We start from the raw sequence: 16617 nt of genomic DNA, 5'->3' as shown, positions 1-16617 counted from the left end.
AAAGGGCCACGGCTCGTAAGCCGTGGCCCTCGAAGAGGCGGTGCGGTGGGCTACGCGTGCTGGTAGGCCACCAGTGAGATCCCCACGTAGTGCACGACGAACGCGGCGAGGGTGAAGGAGTGGAACACCTCGTGGAAGCCGAACCAGCGCGGTGACGGGTTGGGGCGCTTGATGCCGTAGATCACACCGCCGGCGCTGTACAGGACACCGCCGACGATCACCAGGACCAGCACCGCGATGCCGCCGGCGCGCATGAAGTCCGGCAGGAAGAAGACGGCGGCCCAGCCCATCGCGATGTAGCAGGGGGTGTAGAGCCAGCGCGGGGCGCCGACCCAGAACACCCGGAAGACGATGCCCGCCGCCGCGGCGCCCCAGATGCCCCACAGCAGCCACTGGCCCTTGGTCTGCGGCAGGAGCAGCATCGTCAGCGGCGTGTACGTGCCCGCGATGATCAGGAAGATGTTGGCGTGATCCAGCCGGCGCAGGATGCCGTCCATGCGCGGGCTCCAGTTGCCCCGGTGGTACAGCGCGCTCACCCCGAACAGCAGGCAGGCCGTGAGGGCGTAGATCCCGCAGGCGAGTCTGCCCCGGGGTGAGTCCGCGAGGGCCGTGAGCACCAGGCCGGCGACGAGCACCGCCGGGAACATTCCGAGATGCAGCCAGCCGCGGAGCTTGGGCTTGATCTCCTCCGAGAGCTGCTGGGCGTGGTGCGCGATCTGGTGCGGCAGCGAGGGCGCGGCGGAACCGCGGTTGGTGGCCGGCGTGTCCGTTGGCGCGTCGGGGACGGGCGCAGTCATGCCCGGCATCGTACCTACGGAACCGTAAGTTACGCGTGAGGGCGGCCAGATGGGCGTCCTTAAGTGGCCATCGTCTCACGGGGTACCCGCGGTGGGCGCACCCGGGGTGAAGGGGTGGTGACGCATCGAAAACATCTGGATGAGTGGCGATGCTCACGCCGCTCACCTGTGACGCCCTCTGGACATATGCGCGGACCCGTCGGATGATCAAATGAGTGCGGTCGGCACCGGATGAGCGCGGAAGATCGGAAAAGCCGATCCGATCCGCGAAGCATCCGGGTCGCGGCCCCCACGGGGCATACAAGGGCATATTCAGGACAAAATCCCTCATTTAGGAGCAACCGTGGCGCGCGACATCGCGGCTCCCCCCGTCGTTCCCACCAACCACCGCGAACTGGTCTCGTGGGTGAACGAGATCGCAGAACTGACGCAGCCGGACAGCGTGGTCTGGTGCGACGGATCCGAGGCCGAGTACGAGCGTCTGAGCGAGGAACTGGTCGCGAAGGGCACGTTCCGCAAGCTCGACCCGATCAAGCGCCCCAACTCCTACTACGCGGCCTCCGACCCGACCGACGTCGCGCGCGTCGAGGACCGGACCTTCATCTGCTCCGAGAAGGAGGAGGACGCCGGCCCCACGAACCACTGGAAGGACCCCGCCGAGATGCGGGAGATCTTCGCCGGTGACAAGGGCGTCTTCCGCGGCTCGATGCGCGGCCGGACCATGTACGTCGTCCCGTTCTGCATGGGCCCCCTCGGCTCCGACCTCTCCGCGATCGGCGTGGAGATCACCGACTCCGCCTACGTCGCCGTCTCGATGCGCACCATGACCCGCATGGGTCAGCCGGTCCTCGACGAACTCGGCGACGACGGCTTCTTCGTGAAGGCCGTGCACTCCGTCGGCGCCCCGCTGGAGGAGGGCCAGGAGGACGTCCCCTGGCCGTGCAACCAGACCAAGTACATCTCCCACTTCCCGGAGAGCCGCGAGATCTGGTCCTTCGGCTCCGGCTACGGCGGCAACGCCCTGCTCGGCAAGAAGTGCTACGCCCTGCGCATCGCCTCCGTCATGGCCCGTGACGAGGGCTGGCTCGCCGAGCACATGCTGATCCTCAAGCTGACGCCGCCGCAGGGCGAGTCGAAGTACGTCGCCGCCGCCTTCCCGAGCGCCTGCGGCAAGACCAACCTCGCCATGCTGGAGCCCACGATCTCCGGCTGGACCGTCGAGACGATCGGCGACGACATCGCCTGGATGCGCTTCGGCGAGGACGGCCGGCTGTACGCCATCAACCCCGAGGCCGGCTTCTTCGGCGTCGCGCCCGGCACCGGCGAGCACACCAACGCCAACGCGATGAAGACCCTGTGGGGCAACTCCGTCTTCACCAACGTCGCCCTCACCGACGACAACGACATCTGGTGGGAGGGCATGACGGAGGAGACCCCGGCCCACCTGACGGACTGGAAGGGCAACGACTGGACGCCCTCGTCCGCGACGCCGGCCGCCCACCCCAACGCCCGCTTCACCGTCCCCGCCTCGCAGTGCCCGATCATCGCGCCCGAGTGGGAGGACCCCAAGGGCGTGCCGATCTCGGCGATCCTCTTCGGCGGCCGCCGCGCCACCGCCGTACCGCTGGTGACGGAGTCCTTCGACTGGAACCACGGCGTGTTCCTCGGCGCCAACGTGGCCTCCGAGAAGACCGCCGCCGCCGAGGGCAAGGTCGGCGAGCTGCGCCGCGACCCGTTCGCGATGCTGCCGTTCTGCGGCTACAACATGGGCGACTACATGGCCCACTGGGTCGACGTGGCCAAGGACAAGGACCAGGCCAAGCTGCCGAAGATCTACTACGTCAACTGGTTCCGCAAGAACGACGAGGGCAAGTTCGTCTGGCCCGGCTTCGGTGAGAACAGCCGCGTGCTGAAGTGGGTCGTCGAGCGCCTCGAGGGCAAGGCCGAGGGCGTCGAGACCCCGATCGGCATCCTGCCGGCCAAGGGCGCGCTGGACACCAACGGCCTCGAACTGGCCGACGCCGACCTCGACTTCCTCCTCACCGTCGACAAGGAAGTCTGGCGCGAGGAGGCCGCACTCGTCCCCGACCACCTCAACACCTTCGGCGACCACACGCCGAAGGAGCTGTGGGACGAGTACCACGCGCTGGTGCAGCGCCTGGGCTGAGCACAGCCCCTCCAGACGCCGCGGCCGGCTCCGATCGTGCCCTGACCAGCAGTATCGTCACGGCCGGCCGCGGTGACAGCACCACAGACCGGCGAGGTTCCGTACAACGGCGTACGGGGCTGTGGGCCTGTCGCGGTCGTCCCGTCCGCCCCGACGGGAAGGCTGCGGCAGGCCCTCGCCTGTATTCGCTCGCCCGTACGGTCGCGCCGCCTTGATCGCGATGTACGCACCGCTGTTACATGGTCTCCACAGGAGCGTCACCGATACCGGTGGACGCTCAATTCAGCCTGTGGGGGGCACAGTTGAATACTGCACACCGTTCCAGACGTCTCGCGGCCACGCTGCTCGCCGCCGCACTCGCCGGGACCGGCCTGACCGTCGCGGCCGCGCCCGCGGCGCACGCGGCGGCCTCCGAGGCGGTGGCCAAGCTGCCGATCACCTCGTACTCCGCACTCGCGGTGGACTCCGCGCACCAGCGGGTCTACATCGCCGACAGCAACATGGGCAGCTACAGCAACCCCGGCCAGATCGCCGTCTACAACTTCCAGGGCGAGCGGATCACCACGATCCCGACCACCCAGCACATCTCCGGCCTCGCGCTGAACGCCGACGGCTCCACGCTCTACGCCGGCGGCCGCGAGGTCATCTGGCGCTACGACACCAGCACCTACACCTCGAACGGCCTGTACGTCTCCACCGACACCTGCGGCCGCAGCCTCGCCTTCTCGGGCGGCCAGGTGTACTACACGACGCCGTACTCGTACTACACCTCGCAGTGCGACACCACGCTGACCTACCTGGACGCCTACGCGCCGGCCGCCAACACCGTGGCGCGCACCGACTGGCAGGACTTCGGCAAGCTCCAGCTCGAGGCCGGTCCCGGCGACCGGATGCTGATGGGCCAGCCGCTCAACTCCTCCGCCACCGACCCGTTCCTGACGGTGTACGACGCCGGTGGCGGCTCGCTCGTACGCAACGCGGCCCGGCGCTTCGCCGACGCCGACGGCAAGGGCGCCCTGAACCTGAAGGACATGGCGTTCTCCGCCGACGGCAGCAAGGTCGCCGTCGCCGACGCGAGCGCGGGGACGCGGCTGCTGAACACCGGTGACCTGTCCGACGCGGCCGTGGGCTACCGGGCGCTGCCCGACGGTGCCTCGGCCACCGCGGTCGCCTTCGGCGGCGACGGCAAGTACATCGCGCGCGGCGCCTCGGCCACCGGCTCCACGCCGGACCTGCTGGTGCAGCCCGCCGACCCGGCCGATGCCACCGCCCCGCTGGAGTTCGCCTTCGAGGGCAGCCTCGACGGCGACCGGGTAGCGCCGCGTGGCCTGGAGTGGGCGGCGGACGGCTCAAGGCTGTTCGCGGTCACCACCAACGCGGCCGGCAACCAGTACTGGCTGCACATCATCCAGCCCCCGGCGATCCAGTACGACACCCGCTTCACCGGTGGCCTCACCCACAGCCCCGCCCAGGCCGCCGCCGGCGAACCGCTCGCCGTGCGCGGCAGGCTGGAGCAGGACGGCCCGGCGCCCGCCGAGCCCCTGAAGGTCAAGGCGACCCGCACCGACGCGAGCGGCACCCACGAGCTGGGCACCTTCACCGTCAAGGACGACGGCACCTTCACCGTCCTCGACGAGCCCGGCCTCGTCGGCGACGCCACCTACAAGGTCTCCTACCTCGGCGACCTGACCCACCGCCCCGCCGAGGACGTCACCACCACGGTGTCCGTCGGCAAGGCGCCCACCTCGATCGCGCTCACCGCGCCCGAGGAGGGCTCCCTGAGCACGGGCGTCGAGATCACCGGCACGTTCACCGCACAGGGCAAGGCGCTGCCGGACCGCGCGGTCCTCAAGGTCACCCGCAAGGACCGGCTCGGCACCGGGACGCTGTCGTCGGTGACGGTCGCCGCCGACGGCACCTTCACGATCAACGACCTGCCGCGCACCCGGGGCGACGCGGACTACACGGTCTCCTGGCCGGGCGACGACCTGCACCAGGCGTCGACGGCCGCGGCGACGGTCTACGTCAGGCGCTGATCGCGGTCCGTCCCGCCCCGGTCCTCCAGATACCGGGTGTGGGACTCCTGGCGGCGGGCCTGCGTCTCGCGAAGGCCCGCCGCCAGCTTCTCGGCGTCCTTCTTCAACAGGCCGAGCTGCCGCTCCAGATGCAGCTCAGGCGAGTCGGCGCCGGGCGACATCCGCGTCCACCACCGCGTCCGTACGAAACTGTCGACGGCCTCGGGCAGATCGCGCCGCACGATCCGGGAGAGCACATGCACGCCCTCGGGATCGTGCGCAAGCAGCTCGGCGACCCAGCCCCGGTCGAGCAACGCGGTCAGCAGCTCGGTGAGTTCACGCAGCCGGGCGGCGGCCGTGACGGACAGCTCCACGTCCGTGAGATAGCCGCGCAGCTTCTCGAAGTCGCCCCGCAGCTCGTCCAACTGGGCCGAGGGGTCCGGGAAGTCGGGCGGTGCGGGCCGCTCCGGCGGGGCGATCAGCGCACCCGCGCCGTACAGTCCCACGACCACGACGGGCCAGTACGGTCCCGCCACCCCCGTGAAGGTCAGCACCAGGCCGACCAGCCCGCTCGCGCTCCCGGCGATGTTCTTGCGGGACTCCAGGTACGCCAGCGCCCTGCCCGGGGCCGTTCTACTGGTAGCCACGGATCTCCTCGAAGGCGCCGTCCAGCGAGCCCTTCTGGGCGTCGAAGAGCCGGCCGCCGGTCAGTTCGGCGATGTTCTCCAGCTCGGACCTGCTGGAGTCGCCGAAGAGGATGGGGAAGACGGGCGTCGCGCGCCGCTCGCGGTCCAGGCCGACGTAGAAGGCGTGGAAGCCGGCCGAGTCGGCGCCCGCGGTGTTCTCGCCGTCCGTCATCAGCACGATCGACGTGAACGTGTCCCGTCCGGAGCCCAGATGCTGGTAGGCCGCCTCCAGCGAGGTGTAGATCGCGGTGTCGCCCTCGGCGGTGAGCGCGTCGGTGTCCCTGCGGATCCCCGCCAGCCCGGACTTCGGGTCGGACGGCTCCACGACATGGGTGCGCACGCTCTTCACCCCCGACCCGAACGGCATCAGCGTGACCTCCTCGCGCTCGCGGAAGTCACCGGTGAGGTCGGTCAGCGCCTTCTTGAGCTGCTCCAGGCGGTCGCCCTCCATCGAACCGGAGGTGTCGAGGACGTAGACCGTCCTGGACGGGCGGCGTAGCTCGTTCTCGTACGAGTCCAGCAGGCCGTCGGCGACGGAACGGGTGCCCGGGAAGGGCAGTTCGCGCCGCCGGCCGGTGTCCAGGCCGGGCGCCGGCTCCACGGAGGTGACGACCGGGCGGCGATGGGTGCGCTCGGTGATCAGCCGCTGGATGCCGTCGGTGCGCAAGGCCTCGGTGAGGCGGCGGACGTCCTCGCGGGTCGCCGTGTTCGTCGACGCGAGGGAGGAGAGCGGGTAGTCGGCGGTGACGACGCCGTCCTTGGGGCGGATCACGGTCAGGCCCGGGATGCCCTTGAGGACGGACTCGTAGTTGAGCAGCGCGTCGACGTTCCCGCGCCGCTTGTACGCCGTCGCCAGCCAGCCCGACGAACCGGACGTCAGCTTCTGCCCCTTGAAGAACTCCTTCAGCCGGGGCGCGGCCTTGTCGACGTCCGCGTCGGTGAGGGCGGACTGGGCGCCGGACAGGGCCGAGGCGACGGAGACGAGGGTGGCGAAACCGGAGTTGGAGCGGGCCGGGTCGGTCATGCCGTAGGTGAGCTTGCCGTCCTGGACGGCCTGCTCGATCTGCGACCAGGTGACGTTCCCGGGGTCGAAGCCGAGCTTGCCGAGCTGCGTCGACCTGATGCCGACGGCGACCGGGCTCGACATGACCGGCGTCTCCGAGACGACCTTCCTCGCCGCCTCGGGCCGCAGCCGCAGATAGTCGTTGGAGGACAGCCACAGCGCGTCGTACTGCCCGTCCGCCTTGCCCTTCGCCAGCAGTTCCACGGCGTCGAGGGTGCCCATGTAGGTGGGCCGGACCTCGATGCCGGTGTCGTCGGCGATCTTGTCCAGGACCGGGGTCATGTCGCTGAGCTCGCTGGAGGCGAGGATGCGCAGAGAGCCGGGTCTCGGGGCGTTGTCGGGCTCGTCGGCCGCCTTCTGCGAGGTGCAGGCGGTCAGAAGCGCCAGGGCGGCGAGCGCCGGCGCGAGTATCCGTGCTCTCATCCGAGGCCGCCTTCCAGCGCGCCCTGCGAGCGGCTGCGCTCCAGGTAGCCGCTCGCCTGCTCCAGTTCGGCGGTGAGGTTCTCCACCGTCGCCGCCATCGCCTCGGTCGCCTGGACCTTGTAGGAGTCGATGGCGTCGAGCGTGCGGTAGATCTGCTGGAAGGCGCTGCGCAGGGTCTCCGCTCCCACCGCCGGGTCGGCCGCGATGCGCTGGATCTCCCCGCTCTGCGTGGCGAGCATCTCCGCGTTGCCGCGGATGAGGTCCTCGGTGGTCCCGCGCAGGGCGTTGACCTGCTCGATGACCTTCTTCTGGTTGTCGAGCGCGGAGGCCAGCATCACGGAGATCCGCAGCGCCGAGACGGTGGTCGTGGCCGCCCGGTCGACGCCCTTGATGAGCTCCTCGTTGTTGCGCCGTACGACGTCCATGGCGAGGTACCCCTGCGCGCACACCGCGAGCTGGGTGAGCAGGTCCTGGTGCTTCTGCCGGACCGGGAAGAGGATGTCGGCGCGCAGACCGTCGGCCTGCTGCGGGTCGACGACCTGCGCGATGTGCTGCTCGACCGCCGTGTCCAGGGCCTCCGTCAGCACGACGTACTCCTGGAGCTTGCCCATGGTCTCCCACAGCCGCACCCGCTCGGTCTGCAGCGCGGCGTTGTCGCGCCGCAGCTCGTCCTGCCCGCCCCGCAGCGACCCCACGATCTTGTTCAGGGTGCCTTGCGCGGAGGCGTACTTGGCGACGTGGTCACGCAGCTTGTTGCCACCGGGCAGCCTGGAGAGGAACTTGCGCCCCTTGGAGGCGGGCAGGTCTCGCGGGTCCAGGTCCTCCACCACCCGGCGCAGCTCGACCAGCGAGCCCGCGACCTGCGACTGGGCGTCCCCGCCCTTGTCGGGCAGGCTGCGGATCGTGCGCTCCAGCATGCGGTTGGACTGCGCGGCGGCCGTCCGCATCTCCCCGCGCCGAGCGCGGTGATCTCACCGACCTTGCCGGCGAACTCGGGCGAGCGGGCGTCGAGTCCGGCGAGCCCCTCCACATAGGCGGTCGCCTTGCCCGCCATGTCGCTGCGGACGCCGTCGTCGACCGGGACGAGTCCGCCGGCCTTCTCGCGCGGCACCGCGGCCACGGGCTCCGGCGGGGTGAGGACGAACGTGTCGTCGTTGGTGCTCATGTGCTGTTGCCCCCCTTATCCGCGCGCCCGTCGCGCCAGCTCGTGCAGCACCTTGGAGGTGGGCACGGCGGCCTGGTGGACGCCGGTCAGTTCCTGCTTGAGGTAAGTGGTGTCCGAGGCGAACCCGGCGATCTCGCCCTGCGGGCGGAACCCGTGCCTGACCTCCAGCTTGCGCAACGCCGGGTCCGAGGAGAGGAGTTCGGCGACGGCCTTGCCGTCCTCGGTCAGCGGCACGACGGTGTGGTCGCTGTTGACCGTGGTGTCCGGGTAGAGGACGACCAGGTCGTCGGGCTGCTCTCCCCGGGCCAGCAGGGAGGCGACCTGGGACTCGTAGACCACGACGAGCGGGTTGCCGGCGCCGCTGACGAAGTCCCGGAACACCGCGTCGCTGCCGGACTGCTGGGCGCCCTGCACGCTGACCAGTTGGTGCAGCAGCGGGGCGGTGCGGTCGACCTCGGCCGCGCCGGCGACGACCTTGCCGCCGTTCTCGACATAGGAGGCGGCGGCCAGATACAGCGCGCCGGAGTTGGAGGTCTCGGGGTCGGTACTGGACAGGTAGAGGGTGCCCGTCAACTCGCCGTACTTCTTGGCGCCCTTGAGCTGCTGCCAGGTGCGGTCCGCGCGGGCCGCGTCCAGATAGGCCCCCATCTTCAGGATGCCGCGGTGGGCCTCGTCCAGCGTGGCCAGCCCGTTGCCCGCGAGCACCTCGGCGGCGTTCTTGTGCGCCACTACGACGAGGGGCGAGTAGAAGGGGCGCGGGAGTGTCCCCGTCACCTTGTACTTCGCGGCGAGTTCACGGGCGGGCGCCTGGCTCGACGGGAGCGCGAGGTCGTACCCGTCGAGGTCCAGCCCTTCCATGGCCCAGGACCCGGAGGTCTCGGCCTTCACGGTGTAGCCCTTGGCGGCCAGGGCCTTCACCACGTCGGGATCGGCGAAGAACTCGGCCTTCTCCGATCCGATCACCGCCTGCACGGTCTTCGTTGCCGTGCCGTTGTCCCCATTGCTGCGGCCTGCGACGACGGCGGCCACCACGCCACCGATCAGCACCACCGCGAGGATGATTCCAGCGATACGTCTCACGCGGTGGAGAGTGCTCGCGGAATCCAACGTTCCCTGTCAAAGGGGATGAACGGCAGGTGTCATACCGGTCCCGTTACAACACGGGTGACTTTCATGGGGGCGCGGGGCTCTGTCGATTTGCGGCTCCGCCGCGGGGCGCGACAAGCCACAGCGAACGGGCAGCCGCGCGAACAACGCGAACCCTTACGGCGAGAGCGAACGTCGGCCAAGGTCAACGCAGTGCTGTGGCACCCGGTCCGCGCGTCGCTGCGGGTGCACGCGGACCGGGGCCGTTCAAAGGGGGTTCAGCCGACGCCGGTAAGTTCCTGCGGCTCAGCCTGCGCAGCAGCGTGCGCGTCCATCCGCTCGGCGGCGAGAATCGCGGCGGCGGTGTCGGCACGGGACGCGGCAACCACCAGCGCCCGCCCGGCAAGGGCATGCGCACGCCGGTGCAGTGCCGCAATCTTCGGCTGACCGCCGGAAGCCACCGCACGGGCCGGCTTCCGGCCGTCCCGCAGCCGGGCCACCTGGTCAGCGAGCCGGTCGGCCGCGATGTCCAGGTCCTCCGAGGGTGCCGTCGCACGCAGCTCGTCCGTGACGGCGAGCAGCGCGGCGAGATGGCCGGCGAGCTGGATGTCCAGCTCCTCCTCGCGCGAGCGGTGGGGGAAGTCGGTGGTGGTGCCGGCCATCGTGCTGTGGACCGACTTGGTTCGGATCGGTTCGTACATGGGGATGGCCTCCTGTGCGCTGACAGGAAACCATCCTAGCTTAGATTCTGTCTAAAGTTGAGCAGTTCACAAAAGCGGACCGCCTGTACACGCAGGGTCACGGCTGGCCGTAGCCGTCGAGGAACCGCCCGATCCGCCCCACCGCGTCCCGCAGGTCGGTGACCGTCGGCAGGGTCACCACCCGGAAGTGATCCGGCTCCGGCCAGTTGAAGCCCGAGCCCTGGACGACCATGATCTTCTCGCGTCGCAGCAGGTCCAGGACCATCTGCCGGTCGTCCTTGATCTTGAAAACCTTGGGGTCGAGGCGCGGGAAGAGATACAGCGCCCCCTTCGGCCTAACGCAGGTCACACCGGGGATCTGCGTCAGCAGCTCGTAGGCGACATCCATCTGCTCCTTCAGCCGCCCGCCGGGCAGTACCAGGTCGTTGATGGTCTGCCGGCCGCTGAGCGCGGCCACGACCCCGTGCTGGCCGGGCATGTTCGCGCACAGCCGCATGTTCGCGAGGATGGTGAGGCCCTCGATGTAGGAGTCGGCGTGGGCGCGCGGGCCCGAGATCGACATCCAGCCCACCCGGTACCCGGCGACGCGGTACGCCTTCGACATGCCGTTGAAGGTGAGCGTGAGCAGGTCGGGGGCGACGGAGGCGGTCGGGGTGTGCGTGGCGCCGTCGTAGAGGATCTTGTCGTAGATCTCGTCGGAGCAGACGAGGAGGTTGTGCCGCCGGGCGATGTCCGTCAGCCCGCGGAGTATGGCCTCGTCGTACACCGCACCCGTGGGGTTGTTGGGGTTGATGATGACGATGGCCTTGGTGCGGTCGGTGACCTTGCGCTCGATGTCCGCGAGGTCGGGCATCCAGTCGGACTGCTCGTCGCAGCGGTAGTGGACGGCGGTGCCGCCGGACAGTGACACGGCGGCGGTCCACAGCGGGTAGTCGGGGGCCGGGACCAGCACCTCGTCCCCGTCGTCGAGCAGGCCCTGCATGGCCATGACGATCAGCTCGGAGACGCCGTTGCCGATGAAGACGTGCTCGACGTCGGTCTCGACGCCCAGGGTCTGGTTGTGCATGACGACGGCCCGGCGTGCCGCGAGCAGCCCCTTCGCGTCGCCGTACCCGTGGGCCGACGACACGTTACGGAGGATGTCCTCCAGGATCTCGGGCGGGCACTCGAAGCCGAACGCGGCCGGGTTGCCGGTGTTCAGCTTGAGGATCCGATGCCCCGCCGACTCGAGCCGCATCGCCTCCTCGAGCACCGGGCCCCGGATCTCGTAACAGACGTTGGCGAGCTTCGTCGACTGGATCACCTGCATGTCAAGGAGCTTACGGCCCGGTAACGGAGCCTGGGCCGTGTTTTCCGACACGTGAGACGCGGAGGTTTGAGCTGTTATCGACGGTAACTGTCCCAGGGGGCTCTCTCGTCTCTAGAATGCGCGGCCATGTCCAGGCCTTCTGAGCACGAAAACGGGATGTACGGAGCGAACGGTGTGAATCACTCCGCCGCCACTCCTCCCGTTCAGGGTGTGCACCGGGAGGATGACGGGTCCAAGGCTCCACCGAACGTGTATCACCCGGATGCCGGGCCGTCTCCCGTGTACGAGGAGTACACCGATCCCGCGGTCGCCCACGGCTGGCAGAACGCCTACGACGAGACGACCGAGCTGCCTCCGGTGGTCGATGGGGCGGATGACGCCCATGAGGTAGCCGACCGCGTCCACGGTGCCCGAGGCGTCCGCGCGTCCGGCGGTGGCCACCGTGCCGGCGAGGGTTACGACTACGTCTACGAGGACGGCTACGACTACGCCGACAACCCGAACAGGGGGCGCGGCCGCCGCCGGGCCCGGCGCAAGCCCGGCGTCTGGCGTTCGCCCCGCTTCGCGGTGGCCGCCGGTGCGGTGGGGGCGGTGTCGGTGGCGGCGCTGATAGCCGGGTTCTCCCTGTCCGGGTCCTCCTCGGAGGGCGGCACGCGGACCAGGGGCGACCGGACGAGCACGACGCCCGCCGACTTGCTGACCCCGGGAGGGTCCTCCGCGGGCGCGTCGGCCGGCGCCCGCGCGTCCGAAAGTGCCGACCCCTCCCGAAGCCCCTCTCCGGGCGACTCGGCGAGCCCGTCCGCGTCGGACGGCGACGGCTCCGACGGTGAGACGGCCCAGCCCTCGACCGAACCGACTGCCACCGGTACCGACCCGTCCGCACCGACGGTCGCCCCTACCGCGACCGGCCCGGGCAACTCGGGCAACAATCCGGGGCGCGGGCAGGGCGGTACGAAGAAGCCCGGTTGAAGGCAGGGCGGGGGAGGCTAGCGCTCGGGGCGTGACGTGCTGCGCGGCTGCTCTCGCGAGCGGCTGTTGAGGCGCGAGCGCCGACTGTGGTGATCTCATCGCCCTCTCGTGAACGTCCTGCGCCGCCCGCCCGGAACCCCTCGCTCCCCGTGATAGGGAAACCCCTACGGCCCGAACTCACCGGTAATCAACTCCTTGTCCGCACCCCCCTCTTGCGTGACAATGCGCATGACAAAAGTGCGGGTGGCCGGAGATTCTTCGGTCACCCTCCTCGTATGAGGGGACCCCCACATGAGAAAACCGCTCGGCGCCGCCCTCCTCGCCCTGGCGATAGCCGGGGCCGGCGCCGCACCCGCGGCCGCGGCTGACGTGGACACGGCCCAGTCCTTCGGCAAGGGTGCCGACACGAGCTCGGTCACCTCGGTGGTCCGGGACACCGTCACCTCCGCCACGGAGAGCCTCGGTCAGGTCCTGAACCCCCAGGTAAGGGCCGTCAACTTCGCGGGTACCGTCTCGCTCAGCAACTGCTCCGGCTCGGTCGTCCGGTTCTCGGACTCGGAGGACGACGACCCGGCGCTGGTCATGTCCAACGGCCACTGTCTGGAGACCGGCATGCCGGGACCCGGCGAGGTCGTCGTCGACCGGGCCTCCAGCCGGACCTTCGGTCTGCTCAACGCCTCCGGCAGCCGGGTCGCGACCCTGCGCGCCAACAGGATGGTCTACGGGACGATGACCGACACCGACGTGTCGTTCTATCGGCTCACCACCACGTACGCGCAGATCAAGAGCTCGTACGGGATCAACGCGCTGACCGTGGCCGACACCCACCCGGCCGCCGGCACGGCCATCACGGTCGCCTCCGGCTACTGGAAGCGGCTGTACAACTGCAACATCGACGGGTTCGCCTACCGCCTGAAGGAAGGCGACTGGACCTTCAAGGACTCGGTCCGCTACACCTCCGCCTGCAACACCATCGGCGGCACCTCCGGCTCCCCCGTCATCGACCAGGCCACCAACAAGGTCGTCGCCGTCAACAACACCGGCAACGAGGACGGCCAGCGCTGCACGGTCAACAACCCGTGCGAGGTCGACGAGAGCGGCAACGTCACCGTTCGCCAGGGCATCAACTACGCCCAGGAGATCTACCAGATCCCCGCCTGCTTCGGCGTCGACAACAAGCTCGACCTGAGCGCGAGCGGGTGCGTGCTGCCCAAGCCGTAACACCGCGCGGCGGGCGGTCGGCAAGTCACCGAGTCGTCCTGCGGACCGCCCGCCCCGCCAGTACGTCCGTCCTGCGGCCGTCCTCGATCACGAAACGGCCGTCGACGAGGACGTACGGGATGCCCGTCGGGAGTCTGCGCGGTTCCTCGAACGTCGAACCCGCCGCCACCGTCCGCGGGTCGAACAGCACCAGGTCCGCCCGGTGACCCTCGCGGACCAGGCCCCGGTCCGGCAGCCGCAGCCGCGCCGCCGGGCGCGAGGTCAGATGGGCCACGCACTCCTCCAGGGACAGCACCCCCAACTCCCGTACGTAGTGGCCGAGATAGTGCGGGAACGTGCCGTACGCCCGTGGATGGGGCTTCGTGCCCTGAAGGATGCCGTCCGAGCCGCCCGTGTGGACGCGGTGCCGCATGATCGTGCGCACGTTCTCCTCGTGGCCGACGTGCTGGAGGATCGTCGAGCCCAGTCGGTCCTGAAGGAGCAGCCGGCGAGCGGTCACCCAGGGGGCCTCGCCGCGGGCGTCCGCCGACTGCCGGACCGTGCGGCCGACGTGGTCCACGAGATCCGGGTCGCTCACCCCCGAGATCTCGATCGTGTCCCACTCGATGGGCACGCCGTGACAGCCGTCGGCGCCGATGACCTCCATGTGATGGCAGATGCGCTCGGCGGTGTCGTCGTCCGACAGCCGGGCCAGGATCGCCTCCGGACCGCCCTCGCTCGCCCAGCTCGGCAGCATGGCGACGAGGGTCGTGCAGCCGGGCGTGTAGGGGTAGGTGTCCAGGCTGATGTCGGCGCCGTCGGCGAGCGCCTTGTCCAGCAGGGCCAGCAGCTCCGGCGCCCGGCCCTTGTTCACGCCGAAGTTCATGGTGGCGTGGGCGAGGTGGAGCGCGCAGCCCGCCTCCCTCGTCAGGGCCACCATCTCCTCGTACGCCTCGAGCGCCCCGGCCCCGTAGGAGCGGTGGTGCGGGCAGTAGTAGCCGCCGTACGACGCCACCACCCGGCACAGCTCGGTCAGTTCCGCGTCCTTGGCGTACATGCCCGGCGTGTACGTCAGCCCTGACGACAGGCCCACCGCGCCCTGCTCCAGGCCCTCGGCGACGAGCTGCCGCATCCGGTCGAGCTCGGCCGGTGTGGCCTCCCTGTCCTCCCAGCCGACGGCGAGCGCGCGGACCGTGCCCTGCGGGATCAGATACGCCGCGTTGACCGCGATGCCCCGGTCGAGGCGGTCCAGGTACTCACCCACCGTCCGCCAGTCGAAGTCGATGTCGTCGCCGGAGCCGTTCCAGCCGGTGATCGCGCGACGGACCTCGGCGAGGGTGCGGTCGTCGACCGGCGCGTACGACAGGCCGTCCTGGCCGATGACCTCCAGGGTGACGCCCTGCGCGGCCTTCGCGCTGTGGTCGGGGTCGCGCAGCAGCGCCAGATCGCTGTGGGCGTGCATGTCGATGAAGCCGGGGGCGAGGACCAGGCCCTCCGCGTCCAGCTCCCGGCGCGCCTTCGGCCGCTGGCAGCCGGCCGCCGACGCCTCCTGCACGATCGACACGATCCTGCCGCCGTCGACGACGACATCGGCGCGGTAGGACGGGCCGCCGCTGCCGTCCACGACCTCCGCGTCCCGGATGACGAGCTCTTCCACGCCGCCCCCTCCTAGAAGAACGTGCGGATGTAGTCGACGACCGTCCCGTCCGCCTCCGCGACCGGGATGAGCTGCCACTTGTCGAACGACGTGCACGGGTGCGACAGCCCCATCCCGAGCCAGTCCCCGACCTCCAGGTCCGCCTCCCCGGTCGTCGCCAGCCACGCGTGCTGGTCGGACAGGCCGGTCACCGAGATGCCGGTCGCCGGACGCTCGGCGCCGTCGCGCCGCACCACCTGCGCGAACGGCAGGTCGAGGTCGTAGGCCGCGTCCCGCTTGCCCGCGTTGACGAAGGCCTGCTCGTCGGAGGGACGGGAGACGACCTGGGCCCACAGCCGGAAGGCGGGTTCGAGGGCGCCCTCCTCGGGGACCCGGTTGAAGGGGGTCAGCTTGCGGTAGTGGCCGTCGTCGTGCGAGACGTACGCGCCCGAGCGCAGCAACTTCAGCACGGGCACGGAGAGTTCGGGGATCTCTGCGAACACGTCCGCCACCGCGTCGAACCAGGCGCTGCCGCCCGCGCTGACGACGATCTCCTCCAGCCCCGCGAACCGGCCCGCCTTGTCGAACTCGACGGCCAGCGATACCAGCCGGCGCAGCCACGCGTGCACCCGCTCGGGGTCCGCCCGCGGGACCTCGCCCTCGTAGCCCGCGACACCGACCAGCCGCAGCGTCGTCACGCCCGCCACCGCGTCCGCGACGGCGGCGCACTCCGCCTCCGTACGGACCCCGGTCCGGGCGCCCTCACCGGCCGCCAGCTCGACCACGACGTCCACCGGGCGCGTGGCCCCGGCGTCGCGCAGCGCCGCGTCCATCAGCTCCACGCCGCGCACGGAGTCGACGTAACAGACGAGACGGAAGGCCGGGTCGGCGGTGAGCTCGGCCGCGATCCAGCGCAGGGCCGCGGCGTCCACCAGTTCGTTCGCCAGGAAGATCCGCTCGGTGCCGTACGCCCGCGCCACCCGCACCTGGTGCGGCACGGCGAGCGTGATGCCCCACGCGCCGTGCTCGATCTGCCGCTGGAAGAGCTGCGGCGCCATGGAGGTCTTGCCGTGCGGCGCGAAGGCGAGGCCGTGCCGGGTGGCGTACGTCTCCATGAGGTCGAGGTTGTGCTCCAGGCGCTCGGCGGAGAGCGCGAGCACGGGCGTGGCGAAGCCGTCCGTGAAGAGGTTGCGGCGCTGGGCCGTCAGCTCGGCGACGGTCAGTCCGTCGGCGTCCGGGGGGAGGCCCTTGAAGCGGTGGTCGACGCGTTCCTCGGCCAGACGGGCGAGCGCCTCGTTGCTCATGGAACCTCCCTGATCTGTGGTGTTGCATTGACTGCAACGACCATTGCGTATATCGCTTACCGCTGTCTAACATCTCGGCCAACCGCGGGTCAACGG

At 70.2% G+C, this 16617-nt stretch carries 12 protein-coding genes and 1 pseudogene; 4 read left to right on the top strand and 9 right to left on the bottom strand.

Annotation, left to right across the window (positions count from 1 at the left end; all coding sequences use genetic code 11):
- Positions 1-50: 50 nt before the first annotated feature.
- Complete coding sequence (trhA, locus tag ACZ69Q_RS40630; protein ID WP_471052651.1) at positions 51-797, bottom strand: PAQR family membrane homeostasis protein TrhA; 747 nt, start codon at positions 795-797, stop codon at positions 51-53.
- A gap of 343 nt (positions 798-1140) precedes the next feature.
- Here trhA and ACZ69Q_RS40625 point away from each other — a divergent pair, with 343 nt between their 5' ends.
- Together ACZ69Q_RS40625 and ACZ69Q_RS40620 are read left to right on the top strand one after the other, a co-directional pair.
- Positions 1141-2964, top strand: a complete 1824-nt coding sequence (locus ACZ69Q_RS40625; protein ID WP_471052649.1) for a phosphoenolpyruvate carboxykinase (GTP) — start codon at positions 1141-1143, stop codon at positions 2962-2964.
- 302 nt (positions 2965-3266) lie between these two features.
- Complete coding sequence (locus ACZ69Q_RS40620; RefSeq protein ID WP_471052648.1) at positions 3267-5000, top strand: Ig-like domain repeat protein; 1734 nt, start codon at positions 3267-3269, stop codon at positions 4998-5000.
- Here ACZ69Q_RS40620 and ACZ69Q_RS40615 read toward each other — a convergent pair.
- The 6 genes and pseudogenes from ACZ69Q_RS40615 to ACZ69Q_RS40590 all read right to left on the bottom strand — a co-directional run bounded on the left by ACZ69Q_RS40615 (position 4985) and on the right by ACZ69Q_RS40590 (position 11412).
- A complete protein-coding gene (locus ACZ69Q_RS40615) occupies positions 4985-5626 on the bottom strand; it encodes a hypothetical protein (protein WP_471052646.1) in 642 nt (213 codons plus the stop codon). The genes ACZ69Q_RS40620 and ACZ69Q_RS40615 overlap by 16 nt on opposite strands.
- Positions 5613-7151, bottom strand: a complete 1539-nt coding sequence (locus ACZ69Q_RS40610; RefSeq protein WP_471052643.1) for a vWA domain-containing protein — start codon at positions 7149-7151, stop codon at positions 5613-5615. The genes ACZ69Q_RS40615 and ACZ69Q_RS40610 overlap by 14 nt, the downstream gene beginning before the upstream one ends.
- Positions 7148-8316 (bottom strand): annotated as a pseudogene (locus ACZ69Q_RS40605) (toxic anion resistance protein). Before ACZ69Q_RS40605 ends, ACZ69Q_RS40610 begins: the two are co-directional and overlap by 4 nt.
- Positions 8317-8331: 15 nt before the next feature.
- Positions 8332-9396, bottom strand: a complete 1065-nt coding sequence (locus tag ACZ69Q_RS40600; RefSeq protein ID WP_471052641.1) for a hypothetical protein — start codon at positions 9394-9396, stop codon at positions 8332-8334.
- A gap of 284 nt (positions 9397-9680) precedes the next feature.
- On the bottom strand, positions 9681-10103 hold the full coding sequence (locus ACZ69Q_RS40595) for an SCO4983 family protein (protein ID WP_471052638.1): 423 nt from the start codon (positions 10101-10103) through the stop codon (positions 9681-9683).
- Between the two features lie 97 nt (positions 10104-10200).
- Positions 10201-11412 (bottom strand): pyridoxal phosphate-dependent aminotransferase, encoded by a 1212-nt coding sequence (locus ACZ69Q_RS40590; RefSeq protein ID WP_471052635.1) that lies wholly within the window; start codon positions 11410-11412, stop codon positions 10201-10203.
- 249 nt (positions 11413-11661) lie between these two features.
- Here ACZ69Q_RS40590 and ACZ69Q_RS40585 point away from each other — a divergent pair, with 249 nt between their 5' ends.
- Both ACZ69Q_RS40585 and ACZ69Q_RS40580 read left to right on the top strand, forming a co-directional pair.
- Positions 11662-12381, top strand: a complete 720-nt coding sequence (locus ACZ69Q_RS40585; RefSeq protein WP_471052634.1) for a hypothetical protein — start codon at positions 11662-11664, stop codon at positions 12379-12381.
- 291 nt (positions 12382-12672) lie between these two features.
- Complete coding sequence (locus ACZ69Q_RS40580) at positions 12673-13602, top strand: trypsin-like peptidase domain-containing protein (protein WP_471052631.1); 930 nt, start codon at positions 12673-12675, stop codon at positions 13600-13602.
- Positions 13603-13627: 25 nt separating this feature from the next.
- On the opposite strand, the gene ACZ69Q_RS40575 is transcribed toward ACZ69Q_RS40580, so the two are convergent.
- Together ACZ69Q_RS40575 and ACZ69Q_RS40570 are read right to left on the bottom strand one after the other, a co-directional pair.
- On the bottom strand, positions 13628-15238 hold the full coding sequence (locus ACZ69Q_RS40575) for an N-acyl-D-amino-acid deacylase family protein (RefSeq protein ID WP_471052629.1): 1611 nt from the start codon (positions 15236-15238) through the stop codon (positions 13628-13630).
- 11 nt (positions 15239-15249) lie between these two features.
- Entirely contained in the window at positions 15250-16521 is a 1272-nt protein-coding gene (locus ACZ69Q_RS40570) for an alanine racemase (protein ID WP_471052626.1), read from the bottom strand.
- Between the last annotated feature and the right edge of the window lie 96 nt (positions 16522-16617).

It is taken from the genome of Streptomyces sp. NPDC036764, from assembly GCF_055609385.1.
Note: the sequence above shows the minus strand (reverse complement) of the source record. Positions and strands in the feature narration are given on the sequence as shown.

Bases quoted from the DNA above. Each gene is read 5' to 3' on its own strand.
- trhA (WP_471052651.1), bottom strand. From the start codon at position 797: ATGACTGCGCCCGTCCCCGACGCGCCAACGGACACGCCGGCCACCAAC.
- ACZ69Q_RS40610 (WP_471052643.1), bottom strand. From the start codon at position 7,151: ATGAGAGCACGGATACTCGCGCCGGCGCTCGCCGCCCTGGCGCTTCTG.
- ACZ69Q_RS40595 (WP_471052638.1), bottom strand. From the start codon at position 10,103: ATGTACGAACCGATCCGAACCAAGTCGGTCCACAGCACGATGGCCGGC.
- ACZ69Q_RS40590 (WP_471052635.1), bottom strand. From the start codon at position 11,412: ATGCAGGTGATCCAGTCGACGAAGCTCGCCAACGTCTGTTACGAGATC.
- ACZ69Q_RS40580 (WP_471052631.1), top strand. From the start codon at position 12,673: ATGAGAAAACCGCTCGGCGCCGCCCTCCTCGCCCTGGCGATAGCCGGG.
- ACZ69Q_RS40570 (WP_471052626.1), bottom strand. From the start codon at position 16,521: ATGAGCAACGAGGCGCTCGCCCGTCTGGCCGAGGAACGCGTCGACCAC.